Source organism: Longispora fulva, from assembly GCF_015751905.1.
Classification (GTDB): domain Bacteria; phylum Actinomycetota; class Actinomycetes; order Mycobacteriales; family Micromonosporaceae; genus Longispora; species Longispora fulva.
Genome location: NZ_JADOUF010000001.1, coordinates 3,375,613 through 3,399,863 on the forward strand (window position 1 = coordinate 3,375,613; position 24,251 = coordinate 3,399,863).

Annotated in this window: 26 protein-coding genes; 11 read left to right on the forward strand and 15 right to left on the reverse strand. The window is 71.0% G+C overall.

Translation table 11 applies throughout. From position 1 onward, the window contains the following. Positions 1-74 precede the first annotated feature (74 nt). On the forward strand, positions 75-1,136 hold the full coding sequence (locus IW245_RS14835; protein WP_197003760.1) for a PqqD family protein: 1,062 nt from the start codon (positions 75-77) through the stop codon (positions 1,134-1,136). A 16-nt stretch (positions 1,137-1,152) separates the two neighbouring features. Here IW245_RS14835 and IW245_RS14840 read toward each other — a convergent pair whose 3' ends face one another. Then, entirely contained in the window at positions 1,153-1,737 is a 585-nt protein-coding gene (locus tag IW245_RS14840) for a CHAP domain-containing protein (protein ID WP_197003761.1), read from the reverse strand. Between the two features lie 64 nt (positions 1,738-1,801). Here IW245_RS14840 and IW245_RS14845 point away from each other — a divergent pair, with 64 nt between their 5' ends. Further along, positions 1,802-2,836 (forward strand): BUD32 family EKC/KEOPS complex subunit, encoded by a 1,035-nt coding sequence (locus tag IW245_RS14845; protein WP_231398804.1) that lies wholly within the window; start codon positions 1,802-1,804, stop codon positions 2,834-2,836. Positions 2,837-2,876: 40 nt separating this feature from the next. On the opposite strand, the gene IW245_RS14850 is transcribed toward IW245_RS14845, so the two are convergent. Both IW245_RS14850 and IW245_RS14855 read right to left on the reverse strand, forming a co-directional pair. Then, positions 2,877-4,346, reverse strand: a complete 1,470-nt coding sequence (locus IW245_RS14850; RefSeq protein ID WP_197003762.1) for a tetratricopeptide repeat protein — start codon at positions 4,344-4,346, stop codon at positions 2,877-2,879. Next, positions 4,343-5,278: a hypothetical protein gene (locus tag IW245_RS14855; RefSeq protein ID WP_197003763.1), complete on the reverse strand. Its 936-nt coding sequence runs from the start codon at positions 5,276-5,278 to the stop codon at positions 4,343-4,345. The genes IW245_RS14850 and IW245_RS14855 overlap by 4 nt, the downstream gene beginning before the upstream one ends. A gap of 260 nt (positions 5,279-5,538) precedes the next feature. On the opposite strand from IW245_RS14855, the gene IW245_RS14860 reads away from it, so the two are divergent. From IW245_RS14860 to IW245_RS41635, 3 genes are all read left to right on the forward strand, one after another. After that, the gene (locus IW245_RS14860; protein WP_197008513.1) at positions 5,539-6,051 is read left to right on the forward strand and encodes a SigE family RNA polymerase sigma factor; all 513 of its coding nucleotides are present in this window, start codon (positions 5,539-5,541) and stop codon (positions 6,049-6,051) included. Continuing rightward, a complete protein-coding gene (locus IW245_RS14865) occupies positions 6,041-7,453 on the forward strand; it encodes a PQQ-binding-like beta-propeller repeat protein (protein WP_197003764.1) in 1,413 nt (470 codons plus the stop codon). Before IW245_RS14860 ends, IW245_RS14865 begins: the two co-directional genes overlap by 11 nt. 259 nt (positions 7,454-7,712) lie before the next feature. Then, positions 7,713-8,489, forward strand: coding sequence for a M23 family metallopeptidase (locus IW245_RS41635; protein ID WP_197003765.1), 777 nt, complete (start codon positions 7,713-7,715; stop codon positions 8,487-8,489). A gap of 118 nt (positions 8,490-8,607) precedes the next feature. On the opposite strand, the gene IW245_RS14875 is transcribed toward IW245_RS41635, so the two are convergent. Continuing rightward, a complete protein-coding gene (locus IW245_RS14875) occupies positions 8,608-9,411 on the reverse strand; it encodes an MBL fold metallo-hydrolase (RefSeq protein WP_197003766.1) in 804 nt (267 codons plus the stop codon). A gap of 236 nt (positions 9,412-9,647) precedes the next feature. Here IW245_RS14875 and IW245_RS14880 point away from each other — a divergent pair, with 236 nt between their 5' ends. Then, on the forward strand, positions 9,648-10,352 hold the full coding sequence (locus IW245_RS14880) for an MOSC domain-containing protein (RefSeq protein ID WP_197003767.1): 705 nt from the start codon (positions 9,648-9,650) through the stop codon (positions 10,350-10,352). A 258-nt stretch (positions 10,353-10,610) separates the two neighbouring features. Beyond that, on the forward strand, positions 10,611-11,930 hold the full coding sequence (locus IW245_RS14885; protein ID WP_197003768.1) for a hypothetical protein: 1,320 nt from the start codon (positions 10,611-10,613) through the stop codon (positions 11,928-11,930). Between the two features lie 9 nt (positions 11,931-11,939). Here the strand turns inward: IW245_RS14885 and IW245_RS42205 are convergent, their stop codons facing one another. Together IW245_RS42205 and IW245_RS14895 are read right to left on the reverse strand one after the other, a co-directional pair. Then, the gene (locus IW245_RS42205) at positions 11,940-12,746 is read right to left on the reverse strand and encodes an FAD-dependent monooxygenase (protein WP_197003769.1); all 807 of its coding nucleotides are present in this window, start codon (positions 12,744-12,746) and stop codon (positions 11,940-11,942) included. 141 nt (positions 12,747-12,887) lie between these two features. After that, the gene (locus IW245_RS14895; protein WP_197003770.1) at positions 12,888-13,355 is read right to left on the reverse strand and encodes a cupin domain-containing protein; all 468 of its coding nucleotides are present in this window, start codon (positions 13,353-13,355) and stop codon (positions 12,888-12,890) included. Positions 13,356-13,462: 107 nt separating this feature from the next. Between IW245_RS14895 and IW245_RS14900 the strand changes: the two genes are divergently transcribed. After that, positions 13,463-13,942 (forward strand): RrF2 family transcriptional regulator, encoded by a 480-nt coding sequence (locus IW245_RS14900; RefSeq protein ID WP_231398805.1) that lies wholly within the window; start codon positions 13,463-13,465, stop codon positions 13,940-13,942. Between the two features lie 34 nt (positions 13,943-13,976). Here IW245_RS14900 and IW245_RS14905 read toward each other — a convergent pair whose 3' ends face one another. From IW245_RS14905 to IW245_RS14930, 6 genes are all read right to left on the reverse strand, one after another. After that, positions 13,977-15,170: an FAD-dependent monooxygenase gene (locus IW245_RS14905; RefSeq protein WP_197003771.1), complete on the reverse strand. Its 1,194-nt coding sequence runs from the start codon at positions 15,168-15,170 to the stop codon at positions 13,977-13,979. 274 nt (positions 15,171-15,444) lie between these two features. Then, on the reverse strand, positions 15,445-15,807 hold the full coding sequence (locus tag IW245_RS14910; protein WP_197003772.1) for a YciI family protein: 363 nt from the start codon (positions 15,805-15,807) through the stop codon (positions 15,445-15,447). A 208-nt stretch (positions 15,808-16,015) separates the two neighbouring features. Further along, entirely contained in the window at positions 16,016-16,264 is a 249-nt protein-coding gene (locus tag IW245_RS14915; RefSeq protein WP_197003773.1) for a hypothetical protein, read from the reverse strand. Between the two features lie 179 nt (positions 16,265-16,443). Next, positions 16,444-16,722, reverse strand: a complete 279-nt coding sequence (locus IW245_RS14920; RefSeq protein WP_197003774.1) for a YciI family protein — start codon at positions 16,720-16,722, stop codon at positions 16,444-16,446. A 451-nt stretch (positions 16,723-17,173) separates the two neighbouring features. Further along, positions 17,174-17,440, reverse strand: coding sequence for a hypothetical protein (locus IW245_RS14925; protein ID WP_197003775.1), 267 nt, complete (start codon positions 17,438-17,440; stop codon positions 17,174-17,176). 126 nt (positions 17,441-17,566) lie between these two features. Then, positions 17,567-17,875: a hypothetical protein gene (locus tag IW245_RS14930; protein ID WP_197003776.1), complete on the reverse strand. Its 309-nt coding sequence runs from the start codon at positions 17,873-17,875 to the stop codon at positions 17,567-17,569. Positions 17,876-18,470: 595 nt separating this feature from the next. Between IW245_RS14930 and IW245_RS14935 the strand changes: the two genes are divergently transcribed. The 3 genes from IW245_RS14935 (at position 18,471) to IW245_RS14945 (ending at position 20,999) form a co-directional block, all read left to right on the forward strand. Further along, positions 18,471-18,677, forward strand: coding sequence for a hypothetical protein (locus tag IW245_RS14935; RefSeq protein ID WP_197003777.1), 207 nt, complete (start codon positions 18,471-18,473; stop codon positions 18,675-18,677). Between the two features lie 86 nt (positions 18,678-18,763). Next, on the forward strand, positions 18,764-19,297 hold the full coding sequence (locus IW245_RS14940; RefSeq protein ID WP_197003778.1) for a hypothetical protein: 534 nt from the start codon (positions 18,764-18,766) through the stop codon (positions 19,295-19,297). 187 nt (positions 19,298-19,484) lie between these two features. Beyond that, a complete protein-coding gene (locus tag IW245_RS14945; protein ID WP_197003779.1) occupies positions 19,485-20,999 on the forward strand; it encodes a chitinase in 1,515 nt (504 codons plus the stop codon). Between the two features lie 233 nt (positions 21,000-21,232). On the opposite strand, the gene IW245_RS14950 is transcribed toward IW245_RS14945, so the two are convergent. The 3 genes from IW245_RS14950 to IW245_RS14960 all read right to left on the reverse strand — a co-directional run bounded on the left by IW245_RS14950 (position 21,233) and on the right by IW245_RS14960 (position 24,155). Continuing rightward, the gene (locus IW245_RS14950; RefSeq protein WP_197003780.1) at positions 21,233-21,616 is read right to left on the reverse strand and encodes a VOC family protein; all 384 of its coding nucleotides are present in this window, start codon (positions 21,614-21,616) and stop codon (positions 21,233-21,235) included. Between the two features lie 119 nt (positions 21,617-21,735). Further along, positions 21,736-22,995 carry an MFS transporter gene (locus tag IW245_RS14955; protein WP_197003781.1) on the reverse strand — a complete coding sequence of 420 codons (1,260 nt, stop codon included), beginning with the start codon at positions 22,993-22,995 and terminating at the stop codon, positions 21,736-21,738. A 125-nt stretch (positions 22,996-23,120) separates the two neighbouring features. Continuing rightward, on the reverse strand, positions 23,121-24,155 hold the full coding sequence (locus IW245_RS14960; RefSeq protein ID WP_197003782.1) for a PHP domain-containing protein: 1,035 nt from the start codon (positions 24,153-24,155) through the stop codon (positions 23,121-23,123). Between the last annotated feature and the right edge of the window lie 96 nt (positions 24,156-24,251).

Below are 24,251 nucleotides of genomic sequence, written 5' to 3' on the forward strand. Positions count from 1 at the left end.
GGTGCCTGGTTCCGGGATGTCACCACCACCCCGGAACCAGGACCTGCGTGCAGTATGACCGCGACGGGAGGACCGTGTCGTACCCCAGATTGCGCGACGGCGTCCAACTGCTCGTCGGCATGGACGACCTGCCCCTGGCCTACGACGGCCGGACGGGCCGCTACCACCGGCTCAGCCGCGCGGCCGTGGCCACCCTCCGGCTCCTCGACGGCACCCGCTCCGCCGAGGAGGTCACGCACGCGCTCGCCGCCGCCCGCCGGCAGGAACCAGGGACGGCCCGCGCCGAGCTGGACCTGTTCCTCGCCACCCTCGACCGCGCCGGTCTGCTGCACGGCCCGGCCGCGCCCGGCACGCCACCGGCCCGCCGGTCCCTGCTGCTGCCCCGATTCGTCGTCACCCGCGCGCTCCCCCGGGCCCTGGAGCCCCTGGCTGACCGGCTGCGGACCGGCCGGCGGGGTGCCGTGGCGATGGCCGTCCTCGCCGTGGCCGGGGTCGCCGGCACGGCACTCGGGATCGCCGGGTTCCTCACCGCCGCCCGGCCGCCCGGCTGGAGCTGGGCGTTCGCCGTCGCCGCTGCCCTCCTCGTCCTCCAGGTGTGCGTGCACGAGGCGGCGCACGCCCTGGTCTGCCAGGTGCTACGGGCACCGGTCCGGGGCGCCGGGTTCGCGCTGCTGCTGTGGCTGTTGCCGGTGGCGTTCGTGGACCGCACGGACGCCTACCGGGTCCGGTCCCGGCGCGGGCGGCTCGCCCTGACCCTGGCCGGACCGCTGTGCGACGGAGTGTGCATGGGGGTCACCGCCGCGCTCGCGCTCACCGGGCACGGGACCGCCGTCGCCGGGCACCTGCTGGTGTTCCAGACGTTCGCGCTGCTGCTCAACGTGAACCCGCTGCTGCCCAGCGACGGGTACGTGGCCGTCGAGGTCCTGTTCGGGCTCGTCGACCCGCGCGGCCGGGCCCTCTCGCTCCTGGCCCACACGGTGCGGGGGCGGACTCTGCCGCCGCACCTGGCGAGCCTGCCCCGGCGTACCCGTCTGGTGTTGGTGGGTTACGGGGTCGTCTGTGTGGCGTATCTGGGGCTGGTCGCGGCCACCGCCGTGTCCGGGCTGCTGTCGCTCGCGGCCCGACTCCTCAGCTGATCACGTACCCGAAACGTCACCCGGCCGGTGACGCGAAGCCCTCGATGGTGCCGGCGACCCGCGGCACGAACCGGCGCTCGGTGACCCCGCCGGTCACGTTGCCCTCGACCGTGGACACCCAGCCCAGGTGCGCGGCCACGACGACGCCGACGTGGTCGGACGCGCCGTCGGGGACCTCGAACGCCCCGTCCCGGTACACGATCAGGTCCCCCGGCCTGGGCGTGTAGTCGGAGTCCGCCGGATGCCAGGTGCCGTGCCGCTCGCCGTACTTCCGGCCGGAGCGGGCCCAGCTGTCCAGCTCGTCGGCACCAGGCACTCCTGCACCCTTCCACACGTACCGGGCGAAGTCGGCGCACCACGGGCCGCGGCTCCACCCGGCCGGGCAGCCCTTGGCCTGGCCCCGCGCCTGGCCGGAGTAGAAGATGCAGTCGTCGACCTGGTGGTTGCGGCCCGCGTCGTCGAGCTCGGTCTCCGCGACCTCGACGGCCCGCCCGGCGGCGGCGCTCGCCGGACTCGACACCGGCCAGGCGAGAACGGCCACCGCCGCCAGCCCGACGGCCACCACGACGGCTCCGACGACCGGCCATCTCCTGCGCGCCATCCACACCTCCCCGTTTGGTCGGCCAACGGTAGCCGACGCCCGCCGCGGCCGGATAGTCTTCCGGATGCGCAGCTCCCGGTACGCCACGGTGTCCACAGCTCTCGCCCTGCTCGACGACGACCAGCTCGCCCGGCTGGTGGACGCGGCCCCGGCCACCGGCGTCGGCATCGGCGGCACCTCGGCGCACCTGGACGTCGACGGCGTGCCGGTGTTCGTGAAACGGATCCCGCTCACCGACCTGGAGCGCCGCCACGTCCGGTCGACCGCGAACCTGTTCGACCTCCCGGTTCACAGCCAGTACGGCGTCGGCGGGCCCGGCTTCGGCGCGTGGCGCGAACTGGCCGCGAACACCATGACCACCAACTGGGTACTGGCCGGCCAGACCGAGGCCTTCCCGCTGCTCTACCACTGGCGGGTGCTGCCCGGGGCACCCCAGCCCTCCGAGGAGCACGCCGACATCGACGCCACGGTCGCCTACTGGGGCGGCTCGGCGGCGGTCCGGGCCCGGCTCACCGCGGTGGCCGCTGCGTCGGCCAGCCTCGTCCTGTTCAGCGAGTACGTGCCGCACAACCTGAGCGAATGGCTGCGCGGACACGCCGACGTGCCGGCGGCGTGCGCGATGCTGGAGGGCCAGATGCGCGAGGCCGTCGCCTTCATGAACGCCCACGACCTACTGCACTTCGACGCCCACTTCCGCAACCTGCTCACCGACGGGGAGCGCCTCTACGTCACCGACCTGGGCCTGGCCACCTCGCCCCGGTTCGACCTGTCCCCCGAGGAGGCGGCATTCGTCGACCGCAACGCCGGCCACGACGCGGCGTACGCGCTGATGCTTCTCGTCAACTGGCTGGTGACGAACGTGTGCGGGGTGCCGGTCGCGGCCCAGGGCGGCCCGGTCGAGCGCAACGCGTACATCCGCCGGTGCGCCGAGGGGGTCGCGCCAGTGGGGGTGCCGGCGGAGGTCGCGGCGCTCGTGGTCCGGTACGCGCCGGTGGCGGTCGTGATGAACGACTTCTACTGGGAGCTGTTCGGCGGCAACCCGGCCGCGCCGTTCCCGGCCGGGCGTGTGGCACGGGCTATGGCCAAGTGCCACGGATGACGGGCACACCGGGGCCGTAGCCACGGCGTGCCCGTACCGGTCAGGGGCGGGTACCGCGGGTGTGCCGGAACGCCGCCGACCTCCATGGGGGCACCAGCCCACCGGACTCACTCACAGGGTCGGGCTGGTGGACCTCCCGGTGGTGGACCTCGTCCTCCCGGTCTCCGTAGAGCATCGTGATGTTGACCCTGAGATTCTCGTAGCCGGGGCGGAAAGCGACACCCGCGCTGGCGTGGAACAGGTCCGAGTTGAAGATGACCGCCCGATTTGCCCGGTACGGTATGTTCATGGAATGTGAATGCTGCCGCTTCAGGTACGGCTTGATGACGTCCGTGCGGCCGTTGTAGGTGTCGAAGTCCCAACTGAGCGGGGCATCGACGTCATAGACCACCAGGCCACCGGACTCAGGGTCGAGATTCGCCTCGTCCGGGGTGATCCAGAAGTTGACGTTGACCGCCGCGAAGTCGGCGTGCGTGGTGGCGTCAGCGGGCAGGTCCGGTCCACATTTGAAGCCCCACAGTTGCCGCAGCGGATAGCGGTCACCGATCACCCGCGGCAGTGCCTCGCGCAGTTCCTCGCCGATCTGGAGCAGGAGCGGGCAGTTGAAGCCGTCCTGGAAGAACGCGCCGAGCCTTCCGTGCGCGTACCTGCTTCCGGACCACACAGTGGACTCCAGGCAGAAGCGCCGCAGCCCGTCCAGCGCCTCCGGCGAGAGGAAGTCGTCGACGTAGACGACACCCGGCGCGGTGTCCAGGTACTTGCTCTCCACCTCAGCCGCGTCCCAACTGTTCGACAACGCCCGCGCGACCCGAGGAGTGTCCCGAACGTGCAGCAGCCGGTTGTACGCGTGGCCGATGGCGCGACTCTCGTCACTGTCCAGCGGCTGGCGGGTCTCCGGTCCTTGCGGTGCCATGTGAGCGATCAGCCGCTCGTACGACTCGATCACCGGCGCGAGCTCCCCGCCCAGCACACCGGTGCGCTGGAGGTACCGGAACTGCTCGACGTCGTGACGCAACTTGGGAATGCTGGGCGGGTACGACGGTGAACGATCCACCTGACCTGGCGGGTTGAGCCCTGTGCCCCAGCGCAACCGGGCGACGATCGCGGCGTACCTGCCCGCGAGGGTCAGATCCCGGGCGCCCAGGGCAACGTTGACCAGCCCCTGCATCCAGCCGAGGCCGTCGGCCCCCGCGTCCAGTTCCGCACGGAAGAGCGGGAAGGCCTCCTCGTCGCGGCCCAGATCGACCAGGAGCTTGGCCAGGTTGCGGCGGGCAATACGTAGCTCAGGCTCCAGCGCCAGGGCCTGGCGGTACAGAGACTCGGCCGACGACGGGTCACCCTGCATCTGGCGGGTCCAACCCAGGTTGCTGTATGCGATGGCCCTGCCCGGGTCAAGGTCAAGGGCTTCGCGGAAACAGCTCTCGGCGTCCGCGAAGCGACGGGCCCGAGACAACCGGTGTCCGGACTCGACCAGCCGGACAGCATCAGTCGACGCGGGCTGCACGCTCACCGAAACCCGCCCAACGTGCCATTCTCGCGAAGTTGGGTGGCGTAACGCGCCAGGGCGTCCAGCGTCACCATCACGTAGCCAGGACCGAACTGCCCGAACCGCTCACCGGTACCGGCATGGGCCGTGCCGGGATCGGTGTGAGTGAAGGGGCTTCGAGTGAAGGGGTCGGTGTGGCCCGTACCGGTGCCGGTGCTGGTCCCAGTGATGAACGTGGACCAGGTGATGGCGGTGAGGGTGCCGGTCCCTGTTCCGGTCCCCGTTCCAGTCCCCGTCCCGTCGTCAGTTCCGGTCCCCGTGCCGGTCCCGGTCCCGGTCCCGTCATCAGTCCCAGTGCCAGTCCCAGTCCCGGTTCCGGTTCCGTCATCAGTCCCGGTCCCCGTGCCGGTCCCGGTCCCGTCATCAGTCCCCGTGCCAGTGCCCGTCCCGGTTCCGTCATCAGTTCCGGTCCCGGTCCCGGTCCCCGTCCCGGTCCCGTCGTCAGTCCCGGTTCCGGTCCCGGTTCCGGTCCCGTCGTCAGTCCCGGTTCCGGTCCCCGTGCCGTCGTCGGTACCGTCTTCGCCGAGCACTGTGAGGTTGAAGATGAAATGCAGCAGATCCTCGTCAAAGGCCGCGAGGCCCCGGTCCGGACCCGAGACGCGGACGAGCGCATGCACAACGTCCGTCCCGCCATGCCCGACCACTGCCGCCGAGAAGTCCTTGACGAACTCCTCGGCCGACGGAACATCACCGTGTCGCCTGGTGGCGTAACCGTGAATCCACGACCGAAGCTCGGGATTGGCGACGACGGAATAGATCAGCTGATTACTGGCCGCCGCCTGCTCCGAGTTCACCTTCTCGCCGTAGAGGTATTCCGAGAGCACCTCGGTCGGCCCGGTGATGAACTGCTCCCGCAGCAGGAAGTCCGTGGACATGGCCCGGAAGAGGGCGTCCACTCGGCGAACCATGGCGGCACGCCGCAGGCCTTGGGGTTCTGTTCTCGTCATCCACGTGCCTCCCGAGCCGGTGAAAGTTGCGGTCACGATAGCATCACGGTCACCCTAAGTAAGCCTCTGACTACTCCAAATCGCCGGGGGGCCAGTTTGGAGTAGCCGATCCAGAGTCCCGCCACCATGTGGTGACCTGGGTCACATCTGCCACCGTCCCCGTCGATCCGCCGTGTTCCTATCGCTGACAAACAATGAGGGCGGTGGGCATGGCGGACGCGGACGAGTTCGACGTCTTCTTCCGGCAGACGGGCCAGCGGGTGCTCCGCTACGCCTACGGGCTGACCGGCGATCGAGCCGAGGCGCAGGACCTGACCCAGGAGGCGTACGCGCGCGCCTGGGAGCGCTGGTCGCGGGTCCGCGGCTATGACGACCCCGAGGCGTGGCTGCGCCTCGTCGTGACCCGGCTGAGCACTGACCGGTGGCGACGATTGCGGGTGCGGTGGGCCGCGGCTTCGGCCAGCCGGCCGCCGGAGCAGGCCCCGCCGCCCTCGGAGGACACGATGGTGCTCGTCGCTGCCCTGCGTCACCTGCCTGCGACCCACCGACAGGTGATCGTCCTGCACTACCTGCTCGACCGCTCGGTCGCCGATATCGCCACCGAGATCGGCAAGGGCGCCGGCACCGTGAAGTCCTGGCTGGCCCGGGGGCGCGCCGGCCTGGCCGCCCAGTTGGCCGAGACCCCGCACGAGACCACGACCGGAGGTTCCGATGTCCGATGACCTCAAGGCGCTGTTCGGCGCGCTGCGGGCCGACGCCGACGAACTCCGGCTGCCCGCGCCGTCGGCCGCCCGGCGGATCGGCACCCGCCGCCGACGGGTACGGCTCGGCGCCGGGCTGGCCACCGTGATCCTGCTGGTGGCCGGAGTGACGGTCGGCGCGTCCTGGTGGGGCCGAACCCCGGCCGACCCGGTCGGGTTCGCACGGCTGCGTCCCGTGGGCGTGCCCGTGGCGGAGTCGGGGGTCGGGGCGGGCGGTGCGGTGAAGGCCCGGACCGTGGACGGCCGCACGATGTTCGTCTGGCCCGACAAGAGCGGCGAACTCCGGCTCACCGTTGTCGACCTGGCCACCGGGACCGCCGCGCGACCGACGAGCAGCCTCGGCCGGTACTCCTTCGTCAGTGGCATGTGGACGGTCGCCGGCGTCCTGGTGCTCACCGTCAGGGGCGGGTCGGACGCCAGGAGCTCCGAGATGCTCGTCGTGGACCCCGCGACCGGGACGACGCTGTGGCACCGCGCGATCCAGCCGACCGCGGAACGGAGCGAGTTCTTCCTGGCCGGGCTGGTGGTGAACTCCGTCGCCACCCAGCGCACCGAGCTGCTCGACTGGCGGACGGGCGCGACCCGCTGGTCGGTGCCGACCACGGGACTCCAGAACGTGCTGAGCGTGCGGTCCGTCGCCGGCCTGGGCGTCAGCACCGACCATCGGCTGTTGCTGGTCGGCCAGGACCACGTGCTGCGGGTGTACGACGTGCGCGACGGTTCGCTGCTGCTCACCGGTCCGACGGTCGACGGCTCGGTGCAGGCCTACGACGGCAAGGCCTACGTCCTGGGCCTCGGCCCCGACGGCGTCAGCGGGCGGCTGTCGGTCTTCGACCTGGACGATCCGGGCCGGGGTCTCCGGCTGCTCTACACCGCAAGGACGGAGGTGACGAGCGTGGCCAACTGCGCGCCCGGGCTGGTGTGCGCGCTGGAGCAGGCGGTCGTCGAACCGTCCGGCGCGGCCGTGGACAGCGCCGTGGTGGCCGTCGACCTGAACGGCGGCGGCGAACGCTGGCGGTACCGGCTGACGATCCCGTTCGGCGTGCTGGGGATGGCCGGGGACCGGGTGCTCGCGCCGGGCGTGGTGCTCGACCCGGGGGGCCGGAAGCTCGTCGGGCCGCCGGCGGAGCACCTGTCCCTCACCGGCCCCACGGTCGACGGCGGGCTGCTGGCCTACTCCGTGCCGGCGTCCGGGCCCGCCACCCGCAGCGTCGATCTCGACGTGTACGGGGTGCTGCTGGCCGACGGGAAGGTGACCACCCTCGGCACGGTGACCGTCCTGCCGAACTCCTGCTCCGCCGACCAGCGGTTCCTGGCCTGCGCCACGGACCGGGGCTTCGAGGTGTGGCAGTACCGGACATAACGGGCGGTGAGCACGTTCGGGTCGGGATGTCCGCCGCCCCGGGTGACCGGCCCCACGCCGGTCTCCGGGGCGGCTTCCGGATCGCAACCGCGTCGCCGTAGCCGACCACTCACCCGGCGTAGTCACAGGGGCACCAAACCTCCTCCGGACGGTTGGGAACGATGTGCGAACGGCCACGAAAGGCCGCCAGGACTTGGCGTCCATCGATGTCAGCGGCGAGGGTGGGCAGGCCCAGTCCCCCGACTACGGAGGGTGTCGCGTGCGACATACCAACGAAACCGAAGAGATTGATGGCCCGGGTAATGCCGCAGGTCACAGCACCACCTTCGAGAAGTTCACCATCTGGCTGCACCGCACGGGACTACTCCGCGTGACGCGCCGGCACTACATCACCGCAGGAATCCTGCTGGTCGCCGGGATCGTGGCCGCCGTCACCGCCCTGTCCCAGGCCCCCGCCGCCCCCTCCGCCGCGCCGGCCGAGAAGCGTGCGATCGCCGACCGTGCCGACCGCGCCCACCGGGCCGCCGTCGCCAGCCCGGCACCGACCGCCGCCGCACCGACCACGGCGGCTCCCGCGCCGCCCGCGCCGAAACCCGCGTGGGTGTCGCCCGTCAGCACCTACGCGTTCACCAGCCCGTTCGGTGTGCGCTGGGGCGCGCCGCACGTCGGCGTGGACCTGGCCGCCAGTACCGGCACGCCGGTCATGAGCGCCGCCGCCGGCACCGTGGAGATCGCCACGACATACGACTGGGGCGGCTACGGCTTCGTCGTCATCATCGACCACGGCAACGGCATCCAGACCCTGTACGGCCACAACTCCCAGGTCAACGTGACCGAGGGGCAGCACGTCGAGGCCGGCCAGACGATCGCCCTGATGGGCAGCACCGGCAACTCGACCGGCCCGCACTGCCACTTCGAGGTGCACACCGGCGGCGGAGCGGTCCTCAACGGCAACGCCGTGGACCCCGAACCGTTCATGCTGGCGCACGGCGTGAACCTGCGCACCCTCGCGCAGTCGGTGGAACCGAACCACTAGGCGACCCACCCAGAAGGACCCCGGCTCCCCTCGCCGGGGTCCTTCGCCGTCGCGAGTGGACTCCGGCCGGTGGTACACGGCGCCGTCCCGGGCGGACCCGGCCGGGCGTACGCGTCGGTCAGTGGCCGGCCGGCTCGAAACTGGCCAGCATCTCCTCCAGGGCACGCTGGTCGGGTCCCACGAACGGGTCGGCCTCCGGAGCCGCTGTGAGCATCTCGAAGAACTCCTCTGCACGCCCGGTCGCCGACGGCAGGTGGGTGCTCAGGATCATCGACGGATCCATCCCGCGCAGCGGTTCGATCGTCGCGCCATACCTCGCCCGGTCCGTGTTGTGCACCCACGGACTGTCCACGGTGGCCCACAGCAGTTGCCCGGCCCGGAGCACGTCCGGCGGCACGTCGCCGACCCCGCTCCCCGCCGCGATCTCGGCGCTGGGCAGCACCGCGCCGAAGCAGTCGGAGCTGACGCACACCCGGGAACGGTCGTCGTAGAAGCCGACCGTCGCGGGGTTGTCGTACAACGGGGGCCGGAAGCCGGTCAGGGTCCGGTCGCCGACGTCGATCGACTGGCCGGGGTTGAGCAGGAACACCCGGTCGAGCGGGAGCGGACGTTCCGTGGACATGATCCCGGCGCCGACGAACGTGGTGATGACCCTGGCCTGCGGGGCCGCTTCCAGCAATGCGAACAGTCCGCCGGTGTGGTCGCGGTCCGGGTGGGTCAGCCAGATCCAGCGCACGTCGCGCGGGTCCATGACCGAACCGAGGGCCGCCACGAAGTCCCGGTCCGGGAGGCTGAGACCCGTGTCGACGACGACCGGCTCGGCCGCGTGCAGCACGAACGCGTTCACCGGCAGGAAACCCAGACCGGGAACGGGCAGATGGTCATTCAGCACACTGAAGGCACCGAGGCGGTGGATCTCCATGGGACCCTCCCCTGCTCGTAGGGCGAGGGGCACCCTTCAGACTAGCGACCCCGGGGACGCGACGCGCCGGAACGGCCGGGGTTGACAGCCCCCGTCCACCCGGGTGATCCTGGCCCGGTCAGTGCGCCCGGTCCCGGGCGCCGCCGGGGTCGAGAGGCGCTGCGACGGACCTTGTCCGCCACGCTCGACCCGCCGGTTGTGGCCAAGGGCGCCTCCTTTCACCGGGAGGCGGTCCCATGATGGAGCGCGTAGTCGGACGGGTGGCCGCGCTGTGGCGCTACCCGGTCAAGTCCCTCGCCGGCGAATCCCTCGACGCGGTCGACGTCTCGTGGCACGGCCTGGCCGGCGACCGGCGCTGGGCGTTCGTCCGCGACGACGCGGCACACAACGGATTCCCCTGGCTGACCGCACGGCAGCGCGCCGACCTGGTGCTGTACCGGCCGTCGTTCGCCGAACCCGACCAGGCGGACGCGTCGGACGTGGTCGTGCGTACCCCCGAAGGCAAGGATCTTGATCTGTGGGAACTCGCGGCCGAACTGGGCGGCGGGATCAGGGCCATGAAACTGGACCGGGGCACCTTCGACGCCCTCCCGCTGTCCCTGATCAGCACCCGGACCGTCGTCGACCTCGGCGCGACGCTCGACGCCACCCCGGACATCCGGCGGTTCCGGCCGAACCTGGTCGTCGAGGCGGCCGCGGACACGCCGTTCCCCGAGGACGCGTGGGTCGGCCGGGTACTGCGGGTCGGCGGCCTGCGGATGCGCGCCGACCGGCCGGACCGGCGGTGCGCCGTCATCACCATCGACCCGGACACGGCGGAGCGCGACCCACGGATACTGCGCGCCGTCGTCACCGAACGCGACCTGTGCCTGGGCCTGTACGGCGCGACAGTGGAGCCGGGCAGAGTAGTCGTCGGCGATCCGGTCGTCCTGGAGTCCTGAACCGACCTGGCCGGACCGAAACAGTGACCGCTTTCATGCGCTGCTGGGTGTCTCTGTGCGCGTCGCGTCGCACCCGCACGTCACCCGGAACGACCTTGACCGGCTCGTCGTGGCGTTGGCCAGGCGCATTGTGACGACGGACGCCTGTTGTGGACTGCCGAACCACCGGTGTAGGTTGGCGCCCAATGTCGACCGCGTGGGGTCTCGGGGGCCCCACGACGTCGGAAAGCCCGCGACAGCAAGGCAGGACTGACCCCCATGACGAGTTACACCATCACCATCACCCCCGACGACGGGGACCTCGCGACCACCAGTGTGCGGGTGAACGCCACCGATTCCGTCGTACACATCACCGAGCTGCTGATCAGCGCCGGCGCCGGCAAGGGCCTGGCCGCGGCGCAGTTGCCGGCCGTCAATCTGGACCTCCTCCTGCAGGCGGTCACGCCGGCGGTCGTCGCGGTTCCGGCCCTGGACCGGGCCGCGGTGCTCGGGTCGGAGGCCGGGGACGTGCCGGCGGTGGCCCAGGACGGAACGGGAGCCGAGGCCGAAGCCGGTGCGGTGATCGAGACTCCGTCGACGGTCGAGGCCCCACCGGTCGTCGTGGCCGAGGCTGTGATCGAGGCTCCGGCAGCGGTGATCGCCGGAACCGAAATCGACACTCCGGCGGCGGACGCCGGGGCGGAAGTCGACACTCCGGTGGCGGTCGAGGCCGCGGAGGAAGTCGCCGGCGCGGTGTCGGCGGAGGTCGCCACAGAGGCCGTCACGTCCATTGTGGAGGATGTCGCGCCCGTCGCCGCAGGCCGCAAGCGCCGCGCTGCCGCGCCGGTGGCCACGGCCGCCACCGAACCCGCGACGGCCGGCCGGAAGCGCACGCGCGCCGCGGCGCCGGAGGCCACGGCCGCCACCGAGTCGGCGACGACCGGGCGCAAGCGCAAGCCGGCCGCGGCTTCGGAGCCCAAGGTCGCCGCGAAGGCGCGCAAGGACGCCAAGGCCGCGCCGGTCGCCGCCGCCAAGCCCGGCGGACGCGCGGCGAAGGCCGAATCCGCGTCGACCAAGCGCGGCGCGAAGGCTGAGGCGTCGACCCCGAAGCGGGGAGCGAAGGCTGACGCCCCAGCCGCCAAGCCTGAGGCCCCGGCGGCCAAGCGTGGCGGCAAGGCGGACGCTCCGACCGGTGCGAAGGCGACCGCGGCCACCGCCCGGGTCAAGGCCGACGCCCCGGCCGGCAAGCGCGGCGCGAAGGACGGCACCTCCCCGGCGGCCAAGCGTCCGGCGAAGGCCTCCGCGACGACCGAGCGCCCGGCCAAGACCGTGGCCGCACGCCCCGCCAAGCCGACCGCACGCACGGCGACGGCGGCGGCCACCCCCGCCGCGGCCAAGCGCACCAGGGCCAAGGCTGCCGACCCCGCTCCCGCCGAGGCCAACGGTCGCGCCTACCGGCGGATGCCCGACGACCTGGCCGAGGTGTTCACCCAGGCCGGTACGGTCACCGGAGTCGCCGACCACTACGGCGTCCCCCGGCACACGGCCCAGAACTGGGTCGGCCGCGCCCGCAAGCAGGGCACGATCGCCGCAGGCTGAGCCGGTGCGTCACACCTCGGCGAGGTAGTCCGCGAGTGCGTTCTCCGACGCGGTGACCACGCCGATGTAGCCGTCCGGCCGGACGAGGACGTGCGCGCCCGTGCCGTACGCGGCGCGGATGTGGCCGGCGTCGTCGACGAGGTCCGCGCCGACCCGGTACCGCCGGACGGTCGGGTCGAGCGGGCCCACGTCCGGGGCGCCGTCGAGAGACAGCAGGGTGGGGTGCGGGCCCCGGTACACGTCGAAGAGTCGGGTCGCGGAGCCGTCCGCGGCCCGGCACGGCGCGTCGGGAGCCCGCTCGCCGCCCCGGTCGCCGCGCGCGAGGGGCCCGCCGGCATAGCCGAGCAGCAACTGACTGGTCTCCTCGTCGCGCTTGTACGCCTTGCGCCCACCCTTGGACGCCATGTCGTGCAGCCGGGTACTCAGCCCGAGCATGCTCTCCGCGATCGGCCGGCGTTCCTGTTCGTAGGTGTCCAACAGCGCCGTGGGCGCGCCGGCGAGCACCCGGGCGAGTTTCCAACCCAGGTTGTAGGCGTCCTGCACGCCGGTGTTGAGTCCCTGTCCGCCGGCCGGGGAGTGCACGTGGGCGGCGTCGCCTGCGAGGAAGACCCGGCCGACGCGGTAGCGCTCCACCATCCGGATGTTGACCCGGTAGACAGAGGCCCAGCTGACCCCGGTCAGACGGACGTCGCGGCGTCCCGACCGCGCGAAGTACCGCTGAAGGGTCCGCAGCGAGAAGTCCGGGCTTCTTGTGCATGTGCGCCGTCCACACCGGAACCGGTCCGGCGTTGATCCGGATCGGCGGGTACACCTCACCGGTGCGCAGGATCTCCCCGATCACGCCGAGGTCGTCGAACACCTCGAGGGTCCTGGGCTGCAACCCTTTGCCGCGCGAGCCGGCCAGGTGCGCGGAATCCGGGTCGCCGGTGCGGCCGTCGCAGGGCGGAGCGTGGCCGTTCAGGCGTGCCGGGCGGCCCAGACGGCGCTTTCGGCGTAGTGGTTGTCGTAGAGGTCCTGGGTCTGCCCGACCTGCTCCCAGGTCGCCTCGCCGACGTGCACCTTGTCCAGCAGCCGGTAGTAGTCGAACCGCGGCTTGCCCGGGGTGATCACGACCAGGAAGTCGGCGTCGTGCCCGGCCGCCGGGGCGAAGGCGTGGGTGGTGCCCGGCGGGACGAAGAGCGCGTCGCCGGCGCGCAGGGTGTGCACCTCGTCCTCGACGAGCATGTCGAGGACGCCGTCGAGGATGAAGAACAGCTCGCCGGACCGGCTGTGCTGGTGTGGCGGGGCGCCGACGTTGCCGTCCCGCAGCAGGGTGCGGTTGGAGGTCAGGGCGCCGCCGGTGTGCTCGGGGTCGAGCAGCAGGGTGATCACGCTCGCCGGGTCGGCGTCGAGGACCTCGGCCTGGGATCGGCGTACCAGTGTCATTGTCTTGCTCCTTCGTTTCGGTGATTCCTAGACATTAGATGTCCAGGATTAGCGCGCACAATGAATCATGATGGGCGTCACAAATCCTGGACATGTAGAGTCCAGGAATGCGGATGAGTCAAGGCGTCGAGTGGGCCCTGCACACGTGCCTCAACCTGAGCTGGCTGAACACCCCGGTGCCGACGGGCACGCTCGCGGCGTTCTACGAGCTGCCGCCGGCCTACCTGAACAAGCAGCTCCAGGCACTGTCCCGGGCCGGGATCCTCACGTCGACGCCGGGGCCGCGCGGCGGCTTCCACCTGGCCCGCCCGGCCGAGGAGATCACCCTGCTGGATGTCGTCACCGCGATCGAGGGCCCCGACGAGCTGTTCCGATGCGACCAGATACTCGACAAGGGGCCTGGCGAACACACGGGCGTCGACTACCGGCAGTCCTGCGCGTTCGCCCGAGCCATGAGTGGCGCCGAGCTCGCCTGGCGCCGCGAGCTCGCCGCCAGGTCCGTGGCCGACGTGCGGGCCGACGTGGAGAGGGCACACCCCGAGTCCCCGGCCAACACCCGGGAACGGATCACCGAACTACGCGGGTAGACGCTCGGCCCGGATGTGGGCCGGGCACCCTGACTCACGGCCGGTGAACGCCTGTCCGCAGGTGCTGGTAATCGGGCAGGGTGATGGCCTCGGCGGTCTTGCGGGCCATGGTGGCGGCCATCTGCTTGCCGGGCAGGTAGGGCATGATCCGCATGTACTGGTTGAGGAGCGCCGTCACGACCTTCCCCTCGGGCACCATCAGCTTGCTGACCCCCTCACCGGACTTCTGCGCGCTCTCGGCGTACGGGCGCATCACCCGCTCGTAGGCGTCGAAGGCGACCCGGTGGTCGCCGCGCGCCGCGGCCAGTTCGCCGGCGAGGACGTACGCGCCGACGATGGCCAGGCCCGAGCCCATTCCCGACAGCAAGCACGGCGAGTACGCGGCGTCGCCGAGCAGCGCGACCCGCCCCTTCGACCAGCGGTCCAGGCGGATCTGGGCGACGGAGTCGAAGTAGAAGTCCGGCGCGTCCCACATCCTGTCGAGCAGCGTCGCGGTCTCCCAACCGACGCCGGCGAAGGCCTCGGCGAGCAGGGTCTTCTGCCGTGTGACATCGCGCCGGTCGTACGTCAACGGCGGCGACCCGAACAGGAACATGGCCCGGGCCTCGGCGTTGTGCCGGGCGCTGTAGACGGCGACCATCTTGCCGGCCGGCCGGTACGCCAGCCCGGTGTGGTCCAGGTCGAGATAGTTGTCCAGCGGGAACACCGCGCAGTGCACGCCGAGGTGGCGCACGAACTGGCTCTCCGGGCCGAACGTGAGCGCGCGGACGTTGGAGTGCAGTCCATCGGCGCCGATCACCAGGTCGAAGCGGCGGGCCGGGTGCCGCTCGAAGGTCACGGTCACGCCCTGGGCGTCCTCGGCGAGGGAGGTGACACTGTCGTCGAACAGGTACTCGACGTCGGCCGCGTCGGACAGGATCCGGGCGAGGTCGCCACGGAGGATCTCGACGTCCCCGGCGAACAGGTCGGCCGGGATACTGCCGAGCTTCCTGCCGGCGGCGTTCACGTAGGACATGGCACCCATGCCGGTCCGGTTGCGCTCGACCTCGTCGAGGATGCCCATCTGGCGCAGTACCGAAAGGTGCGCCCGACCTCGGAAGTCGACGGCATGGCCGCCGTCGCGCAACCGTGGAGCGCGCTCCACTATGGTGGTCGAGAAGCCGTATCTGCGCAGCCAGTGCGCCAGGGCGGGGCCGGCGACGCTCGCGCCGGAGATCAGAATGTCCATGCCATCAAGATCACCATGGTGGGCGACGGGGATCAACGACGAATACCGCGGGGCACCGATAACCGTGTGGTTATGGCCCGGCGGGCGGCGACCCGTCCCTCATGTGGCCTGGCCCGCGACCACATGATCGTCGAGCACGCCATCGTGCCGTCCGGCGCCTGCACCAGGACGTGCAGGTCGCCGCGACAGGACCCGACACGGCCGTCGCGCCACTTTCCGGAACCCACCGCGGCGGCCAACAGGGTCGTCGTCGTACCCCTCAGACGTGGCGATCTCAGCTCTGAGCCGGGCGCCGCGGTTTGAACCGGCGAACCTCCTGGGGCCAGCCGCACGCCTCCGCGATCTTTCCGGCCCACATCCTGGCCGTCTCCTCATCGGCCACGTCCACCACAGTCAGTCCGCCCAGGAACTCCTTGCTCTCCACGTAGGGCCCGTCAGTGAACAACACCGTGCCGCTCGTGGCGTCGGCACTGAACACCGGCCCGTCCTCCTCCTCCAGACCACCGGCGAAGACGTACGCCCCGGCGGCCTTGATCTCATCCACCACCGCCCTGGCCAGCGGCCCGCGCCCCCGGAACCACTCCTCGGAGTGCTCACCGACCCACTGCTGGTTGAAGTAAATGAGATATTCGGGCATGTCTACTCCCTCAACTCGGCCGGACCCTGCATCCGTTCCCACCTACGCTACGAACAGCGCCCAACGGATCCGACACCTTCGGGCCAGAAATCTTCCACGCCCGGCCGAGGACGTGGTCCCGACCCGGTTGTCACGCGGTGGCGACGACGACCGGCTCCCCGGTGTCGAGGCGTCCCGGCAGGTCCTCGACGACGACGTCGGGTCCCGGTCAGCCCAGTCGCACCGGAAGCGCGATCTCCATCCCCGCGTGCAGGCGACCGGCCACCCTCTTCAGCGCCCGCAGCGCCCCGAACTCCCGGGCGAACTCGGCCTCCACCGGCCGGTTCCAGTGGATCCCGACGAGCGGGCCCTCGGTGGAGCCGCGGAACGCGTACCGGTCGAGGTGTCCGTCGCGGTCCACCGTCAGCTCGAAACTGTCCGGGGCGAGCAGGAGCACCCCGATCAGGGTCATCGTCATCCCTGGTCACCGACCCGGGCGGGGAGAACACTCGACGGTCGAGGTGTGCTGTGCACGCTGCGCTTCTTCCTGTACCGGACGGTAACCACCCCCCGACGCTAGAACCAGGCGCTCGACGTTTTCCGTACGTTCGCTGTCAGCCCAGGTCACAGCCGGGAGGGCGCGCTCCCGGTGGCGGATCAGGCGAGTTCGACGAGTGGCCCGCGGGACGGTGTGAACTCCACGACCTGCGCCGTCGCCACCGCGTCGCGGAGGAACGGCTCCTCGGCCAGGGCCGCGTCCAGCACGTCCCGGGCCGCGTCGCGGACCACGATGACGCCGCCCTCGCGCGGGATCCGCCGTCCGGATCCGACCAGCAGGCCTGCGGCGTAGTGGTGCTCCAGCCAGCCGTTGTGTTCGTCGAGTCGGGCGTCGATCTCGGTGAGCGGGGCGGTGTAGGTGAGCGTCACGATGTACATGCACCCGATCGTAGGGTCCGCGACCGCGCTCCGACGAGGCTCGTCAGCTGCGCCGCCAGAAGAGCGGACGCACGAGATCCGAGCGAAGCATTCTGAAGAATCCATATTGACGACGGAGGTGTTCGGAGCCTCCCTCGCCAGTTCTATTGGTCACCGTGAGGGCGAGAAGGGAATCCAACCGACGCCAGCGCCGGCAGCGAACATGATCGCGGAAGTGTTGATCAGAAACCATCCGACCCTGGCCGACAAGCCCGCTGCCATGCCGAGTCCACTGGCAATCAGGCCGAGGATACCCGCGCCCAGGACCTGTAGGGCGGTCACAGCGATCCGATACAACGCGCCCGACCGGATCCGTCGCAAGAAGTTTTCAGATTCCATCTTCACTCGCAAGGTCTCCGGGGGCAGGGGCTACAGATATTGGAGTCTCCCGCGAATATCGACCAGTCACTCGTTAGCGCGAAGGATGAAAACGCACTTCGCCCACGTCGTGTGTCTCGACGTGGCGGGCGCTGTCGCCGTAGCCCTGCCACACGAACACGAGCTCCTCGAAACCGCCGATACACAGTTCCGGGCCATCCACAACCAGTACGTCTCCCACGAAGATGAGGTACTGGCGGTTGTCCAGCTCCAACAGCAATCGCCCCGGGCGCTGTTCCGCCCATGTCAGTTCGTGGGCGTTGTCGAACGGCCGACCGAACCAGCGGTCGGGAAGCTGCATGCTCGCGGTGAGTTCTCGACCGAACCATGCCTTGATCTTCTCCAGATCCGTGTCAGCGGTCGCCGTCCTTCTCCCTCCCCGCGCTAGCCCAGTCCGCATGCATGGCACCGGGCAGGGATCGACAGTTTACCTGCGCCACCACGAGAACGGATGCATCAGGTCTGTGAAGAACATTCCCGTGAACACCATCTGACCCTGGCGGTCGACGAGTTTCCGCTTCCGGAGCATTCCCGAGAAAGTCAGAGCAAGAGCCGAAATCCAATAGAGAAAGCCGCAGAAGAAGAGGGCGAACAGCAAGACGAACAGAATCGGCCTGCCCGTCGACATCGGCAGTCCACCGGCGATACTCAGTCCGGTGACGAGTAGGAACGCGATAAGTGCGCCCATCACGTGTAGACCGGTGACCATCGCCCGGTACAGCAGCCCTGACCTCATGCGCCTCCACCCATTCAGGCCCGATCGGCGACTCAGGAAGGAGCGCCGCCCATTCCCTGGACGGCACTCCTCTTCCCGCACACGCACCTATAGGCTCGGGAATATTACGGCCCGAAACCTAGAGGTCAACAAAACCCCAGGTCAAATGGCATAACAAGTTGTCACCGAGGATGTCCGGTGCCTGTCGGGGTGAGAGGTTCCGCAGTAGCTCAGAGTGATGGAGCAGGTGAATTCCGCGACGGAGCCTCACGCTCCGCTGTCGACGAAGAGCGGTCGCGGTCGCGGTCGCGGCGAACACATTGACGAGTACCAGCGTCCGGTGTCGCCCCGTCAGGGACCCGCGGACCGGTGGCGACCTTCCCCGACCGGCCCGCGGGCGTGGACCTGAGGAGCTTGATCGGAGACACCCCGTGGTCCGGCGCCCCCGGGTGGGGACGACCCTCGGTCTCAACGAGTCACCGACGGAGCGGGTGTCCCGATCCGGGTCGCGGCGCAGATAGTGAAAAAGACCCATCCGGGGCGGGACCTGCAACGAATCGAAGCGGGTGTCCACGCCCACCCATTCCACACCGGTTCCTGCCCCCCGGAGGCCCTGATGCGCCTGATGCCCCGCCACCACGACCGGCCCTCCTGGTCGGCGCTGGCCGACACCGCCCGCCGGGTCCTCGACGACCATCATCGATTGGAGGACTCCGGGCAGTGCGCCAGTTGCCTGCACCACTTCGGCCGGACAACCTCGTGGCCGTGCCCGGCGGTGGACCTCGCGCACCTGACCCTCGCCCATGCCGCCCGGCAGCGGTGATCGTCGATCGCCCTGTCGGATGGACGACCGCCGGACGCCGCGTCGGCGGTGCGATACTGGCCGCCTGACGAGGTGAGGGTGGTGCCATGGGCTCCCAGGAAGCCGCGGTCGCCGTGCTCGTCCCGATTGTCACGGCCGCGGTCGGCGGGGCCGGCATCGTGTTCCAGGACTGGTGGAACCAGAGGTCCCGGGCCGGCCGGCGGTCGGCGGCGTTCACCGACGCCGCCCGGCAGGTGGAGTTCGCCGTCGCGTGGTGGAAGGCCCGCGAGCTGCTCGGGCCCGTACCGGACGGGGACGCCGAGGCCCGCGAGCGGACGCTGAGCCGGCTGCGGGCCGCCGCCGAGCTCGTCGACCGGACCGAGCACCCGGTGGCCGGAAGCCGCGGCCCGGGAACCATCCGCCGGCTACTCCTGCTCTACGGCTTCACCCGCTGGTCGGCCCGCCTGCTGCGCCTCGCGTACTACGCGGCGCTGGTCCTCCTCTTCCTCATCACCACCGTCGTCCTCGACGAGCCCGGCAGCGCCGAACTGACCTGGGACTTCTACTGGGCCTTCCTCGTGGCCGTCCTCGCGCTCGGCCTGCGGTTCTGGGCAGCGACCCTCAACCCGCCCACTGAGTAGCGCAGCCTCCGCTTCAGGTGGTCGGGGCTGAGCACATCGGCACCCTTGACTGCCCCTTGTCGACGGGCCCCCTCTTGACGTGGGTCATTGGGCGCGCGTACGGTTCCCCCAATTTAGTAAACCTTCCTAAATGAACTCGGATCGCCTCCCCTCAGCGCACCGTCCACCCCGGAAGGATCCACCCCTCATGCAACGCATCCGATCGATCGTCGCCGCCTCGGCGGTGGCGGCCGTGGCCGCGGCCTCGGCGTTCCTGGTCGGCTCCGTGCCGGCCCACGCCGCCGGCACCCCGCTGCCGGCGCACGTCTTCGCGCCCTACTTCGAGGCGTGGACGGGCGACAGCCTCAGCGCCCTGTCCCAGCAGTCCGGCGCGAAGTACCTGACCATGGCCTTCCTCCAGACCGCGTCGAAGGGGTCGTGCACCGCCTACTGGAACGGCGACAGCACGATGCCGATCGCCACCTCCACCTTCGGCGCGGACATCGCCACGATTCGCGGCACTGGCGGCGACGTGGTGCCGTCGTTCGGCGGGTACACGGCGGACAACACCGGTACCGAGATCGCCGACAGCTGCACGGACGTCAACGCCATCGCCGCGGTGTTCCAGAAGGTCGTCACCACCTACAACGTGACCCGGATCGACCTCGACATCGAGGACAACTCGCTGACCAACACCGCCGGCATCGACCGGCGGAACAAGGCCATCAAGCTGACCGAGGACTGGGCGGCGGCGCAGGGCCGGACCCTGCAGTTCGTGTACACGCTGCCGACCACCACCCACGGCCTGGCCGACAGCGGGCTGGCGGTCCTTCGCAGCGCGGTGGCGAACAACGCCCGGATCGACATCGTGAACATGATGACGTTCGACTACTACGACAACCAGCCGCACCAGATGGCCACCGACACCAAGACGTCGGCGGCCGGGCTGCACGGCCAGCTCACGCAGCTGTACCCGTCGAAGTCGCCCGCCCAGATCTGGAACATGATCGGCGTCACCGAGATGATCGGGGTCGACGACTTCGGGCCGGCCGAGACGTTCAGCACCGCCGACGCGGCCACCGTGCTGAGCTGGGCCAACGCCCAAGGCATCGCCGAGCTGTCCTTCTGGGCGCTGCAACGCGACAACGGCGGCTGCCCGGGCGGCACGGCGAACGACAACTGCTCCGGCATCCCGCAGACGACGTGGCAGTTCAGCCAGACGTTCGCGCCGTTCACCAGCGGGGGCACCACCCCGACGTCGGCGCCGCCCACCTCGCAGCCGCCCACGACCGCGCCCCCGACGAGCCAGCCGCCCACGACCCGACCTCCGACGTCCGCCCCGCCGACGTCGCGGCCGCCGACCTCGGCGCCGCCGACCAGCACCCCGCCGAACCAGTGCGCGGCGGCGGCCTGGAACATCGCCTCGGTGTACAACGGCGGGGCTCTGGTGTCCTACGCCAACCGAACCTGGAAGGCCGCGTGGTGGACCCAGGGCGAGACGCCCGGGGTGGCCGCAGTGTGGCTCGACCAGGGAGCGTGCGGGCCGCAGACCACCGCCCCGCCCGGGACGTGCACGGTCGCGGCGTGGGTGTCCAGCCGCGCCTACAACGGCGGGTCGGTCGTGTCCTACAACACCCACAAGTACCGGGCGAAGTGGTGGACCCAGGGCGAGACGCCCGGGACAGCTTCTGTGTGGGAGGACCAGGGGGTCTGCAACTCCTGACCGCCTCCGGGGCGGGCATAGCGTTCTCCCGCGGTGTCCACAGCGGAGGGATCGGTCGAACTCGCCCCGGGCGCGGCACCGTGGAACCGTGCCGCGCCGGGGCCTGTCCTGCCAAAAACAGTACGGCGGACGCGTCGTGACCAGCAAGACCATTTACCGGGTACGCGTTCCCCGTGCGGAACGCCGGCGGGCGGGCCGGTCGGGCCCGCCCGTCGCGCCGTCCGCCGCCGCGGTCAGTAGGGCAGCGGGGTGGAGATGCTGATCAGGTTGCCCTCCGAGTCGTGCAGCCACGCGGACCTCGTGTCGCCGTCGGACAGGATGCTGTTCTCCGTCTTGAAGCCCGGCATGTCGTAGTCCTCGAACACCACACCGTGCGCCTTCATGCCCCGCACCTCGGCCTCGAGATCGTCGACCTCGAAGGCGACCTGGGTGTGGGTGCCGCTGGCCCGCCCGGTCGACGGGAACAACAGGACCTTCGTGCCGGCCTTGAGGTCGTAGAGCAGCCCCTGCTCCGTCTCCATGGCGGGTTTGAGGCCGAGGATCTCCGCGTACCAGCTCTTCGCGCGCTCGATGTCCGAGGCCGGCAGTGTCGCGACACCGCGTCCGGTAATCGTCATGTTAATCGCCCCTTTCATCCCTATTGGGCCCGATTTGAATACTACTCGCGTTCGGGAGTGGTCGCGGAGCCCGTTAGGACTCGGTAACCATTCCCGCGAGGCCGTCCGGTGTGGAGGAATCAGGCCGCGACCGGTACCGGGCGGCGGACCTCGACGGGGTGCACCGCCGCGCCGGGCAGCCGGCGCTCGAGGCGGACGAGCAGGCCCGCACCGAGCAGCGCCGCACCCCCGAGGCCGACCCAGATCTGCCAGTCGCCGAGGCCGAGCAGGAACGTGATCAGGACCGGGGCGACGGACTGGGCGATGGCCCAGGACAACTGGTAGGCGGACAGGTATCGGCCGCGCAGGTGGTCCGGGGCCGCGTGCACCGACAGACCCTGGGCCGGGGTGGAGTGCAGGAGCTCCGCGCCGGTGTAGAGGGTCGCGACGACGAGCACCGCCCCGATCATGGTCGGCCCGGTGGGCAGGAACGGGAGGAGCGCGAACGCCGCGAACGACGCGGCGAACGCCACCCCGCCGAGGGCCGCCGCCCTGGTCCGCCGGGCCCGAAGCGCGAGCCGGGACACCGGGACGCCGAGGGCGGCGACGAGCACGGTGTTGACCGCGAACACCGTTCCGGCCAGGGCCTCGGGGAGGCCGAGCGCCTGGTGCAGGTAGACGGGCATCGCGAGTGCGAGGGCGACGTAGCTGAAGGCCAGGAGGAAGTTCGTGGCGGTCAGGGCGAGGTAGGGACGGTCGGCGAACACCGCCCGGTAGCCGGTCGCGTCCCCGCCAGACGCCGTGGCCCTCGCGGGGGAGGCTTCGGAGGCGGCGCGCGAGAGGGCGGCGCGGTAGCCCGGCGAGGCGCGCAGGATCAACGGGATGGCCACCGCGAAACTGGCGGCGTTGAGCAGCGCGATCGCGAGGTAGCCGAGGTCGCCGTCGAGGAGCAGGAGCCCGCCGGCCAGCACGCCGCCCACCCCCATCCCGCCGTTGCGAACACTGCGGTTCAGCGCCAGCAACCGGTCGCGGTCCGCGCCCGCCGCGATCTCGCTGATGAACGCCGGGGTGGCCGGGGCCGACGCCTGCTGACCGAGGGCCGTGGCGGCCGTGACCAGCAGGAACAGGGGGAAGGAGTGCGCGAGCGGGTAGCACGCGAAGGCGAGGGCGCGCAGGACGAAGCTGGCCAGGAGTACCCGGCGGGCGCCGAGGCGGTCGATCAGGGAGCCGGCGAGCGGCGACAGCGCCAGGGCGGCGAACCCCGCGGCGGTCAGGCCGGCGCCGACGGCAGTGAGGGACAGGCCGCTGACGCTGTGGAAGAACAGCAGCGAGAACGGCATGTACAGGCCGGTCCCGACGGCGTCGATCAGCATGCCGGTGACGAAGGCGCGGCGGTTCATCGAATTCCTCCCCATGTTGCTTGACGGTGATTAGCTTAGCCCTAAGCTACTTGTGATCAAGGGTGTCGGCGGACACAGCGGAGCAGGTCAGGTCCGTGCGAGGAAGGCGTCGCAGGCGTGCGAGGTCAGGCCCAGGCCAGCAGGGCCTCGACCGGCCAGGTGTTCACGATCCGATCGGCGGGCACCCCGCAGCGAGCCGCCCGCTCGCAGCCGAACCGCAGCCAGTCCAACTGGCCCGGGGCGTGCGCGTCGGAGTTCACGGCGAACTGGCAGCCTGCCTCCACGGCCAGCCGCAGCAGGCGCTTGGGCGGATCCAGCCGGTCCGGCCGGGAGTTGATCTCGACAGCCACGCCGTGCTCGGCGCAGGCCGCGAACACCGCCGGGGCGTCGAACTCGCTCGGCGGCCGGGTCCGCCCGCCGGCCCGGACCCCGCCGGCCCGCACGATCCGACCGGTGCAGTGCCCGAGGATGTCGACGTGCGGGTTCGCCACCGCCGCCAGCATCCGGGGCGTGAGCACCTCCGACGGGTCGCGCAGTCCGCTGTGCAGACTGGCGACCACGACGTCGAGCCGGCCGAGGAGTTCGTCGGACTGGTCGAGGGAACCGTCGGCGAGGATGTCGACCTCGATCCCGGTGAGCACCCGGAAGCCGGGCGGCACCGTGGCGTTCAGCGCGGCGATCGCGTCGAGCTGGGCGGCGAGCCGGTCCGCCGACAGACCGCGCGCGACCGTCAACCGCGGCGAGTGGTCGGTGACCACCAGGTACTCCCGGCCCAGCGCGATCGCCGCCGCCACCATGTCCGCGATCGGGGAACCACCGTCCGACCAGTCCGAATGGCTGTGGCAGTCCCCGCGCAGCGCGGCGACGAGCGCCTCGGTGGCCGCGTCGACCGGCGTGTCGGCCGTGGCGAGCATCCGGCGCAGGTAGACGGGTTCCTCACCGGCGAGGGACTCGGCCACGCACCGGGCGGTCACCTCGCCGATCCCGGGGACCTTGGTGAGGGTGCCGTCCAGCGCGCGGCGGGACAGCTCGTCCCCGGCGAGGTCGGCGACGACGTCCGCGGCCCGGCGGAACGCCTTCACCCGATAGCTGGCCTCGCCGGCCCGTTCCAGCGCGAAGGCGATCGCGAGCAGGTCGGCCACCGGATCACGTGCGGTCACGGGCGCCCTCCTCCCCCTCCGAGCCTGCCACGCGGTCCCGGCGCGGCAGGCCGGAACGGGCGGACCGGCGACGTTCGCCCGTTCGACGGCAGGCGC

Excerpts from the sequence above, each read along its gene's own strand:
- IW245_RS14840 (WP_197003761.1), bottom strand. The coding sequence starts at position 1,737 with ATGGCGCGCAGGAGATGGCCGGTCGTCGGAGCCGTCGTGGTGGCCGTC.
- IW245_RS14845 (WP_231398804.1), top strand. The coding sequence starts at position 1,802 with ATGCGCAGCTCCCGGTACGCCACGGTGTCCACAGCTCTCGCCCTGCTC.
- IW245_RS14860 (WP_197008513.1), top strand. The coding sequence starts at position 5,539 with ATGGCGGACGCGGACGAGTTCGACGTCTTCTTCCGGCAGACGGGCCAG.
- IW245_RS14865 (WP_197003764.1), top strand. The coding sequence starts at position 6,041 with ATGTCCGATGACCTCAAGGCGCTGTTCGGCGCGCTGCGGGCCGACGCC.
- IW245_RS14875 (WP_197003766.1), bottom strand. The coding sequence starts at position 9,411 with ATGGAGATCCACCGCCTCGGTGCCTTCAGTGTGCTGAATGACCATCTG.
- IW245_RS14880 (WP_197003767.1), top strand. The coding sequence starts at position 9,648 with ATGATGGAGCGCGTAGTCGGACGGGTGGCCGCGCTGTGGCGCTACCCG.
- IW245_RS14885 (WP_197003768.1), top strand. The coding sequence starts at position 10,611 with ATGACGAGTTACACCATCACCATCACCCCCGACGACGGGGACCTCGCG.
- IW245_RS14895 (WP_197003770.1), bottom strand. The coding sequence starts at position 13,355 with ATGACACTGGTACGCCGATCCCAGGCCGAGGTCCTCGACGCCGACCCG.
- IW245_RS14900 (WP_231398805.1), top strand. The coding sequence starts at position 13,463 with ATGCGGATGAGTCAAGGCGTCGAGTGGGCCCTGCACACGTGCCTCAAC.
- IW245_RS14905 (WP_197003771.1), bottom strand. The coding sequence starts at position 15,170 with ATGGACATTCTGATCTCCGGCGCGAGCGTCGCCGGCCCCGCCCTGGCG.
- IW245_RS14910 (WP_197003772.1), bottom strand. The coding sequence starts at position 15,807 with ATGCCCGAATATCTCATTTACTTCAACCAGCAGTGGGTCGGTGAGCAC.
- IW245_RS14915 (WP_197003773.1), bottom strand. The coding sequence starts at position 16,264 with ATGACGATGACCCTGATCGGGGTGCTCCTGCTCGCCCCGGACAGTTTC.
- IW245_RS14920 (WP_197003774.1), bottom strand. The coding sequence starts at position 16,722 with ATGTACATCGTGACGCTCACCTACACCGCCCCGCTCACCGAGATCGAC.
- IW245_RS14925 (WP_197003775.1), bottom strand. The coding sequence starts at position 17,440 with ATGCAGCTTCCCGACCGCTGGTTCGGTCGGCCGTTCGACAACGCCCAC.
- IW245_RS14930 (WP_197003776.1), bottom strand. The coding sequence starts at position 17,875 with ATGAGGTCAGGGCTGCTGTACCGGGCGATGGTCACCGGTCTACACGTG.
- IW245_RS14935 (WP_197003777.1), top strand. The coding sequence starts at position 18,471 with ATGCGCCTGATGCCCCGCCACCACGACCGGCCCTCCTGGTCGGCGCTG.
- IW245_RS14940 (WP_197003778.1), top strand. The coding sequence starts at position 18,764 with ATGGGCTCCCAGGAAGCCGCGGTCGCCGTGCTCGTCCCGATTGTCACG.
- IW245_RS14945 (WP_197003779.1), top strand. The coding sequence starts at position 19,485 with ATGCAACGCATCCGATCGATCGTCGCCGCCTCGGCGGTGGCGGCCGTG.
- IW245_RS14950 (WP_197003780.1), bottom strand. The coding sequence starts at position 21,616 with ATGACGATTACCGGACGCGGTGTCGCGACACTGCCGGCCTCGGACATC.
- IW245_RS14955 (WP_197003781.1), bottom strand. The coding sequence starts at position 22,995 with ATGAACCGCCGCGCCTTCGTCACCGGCATGCTGATCGACGCCGTCGGG.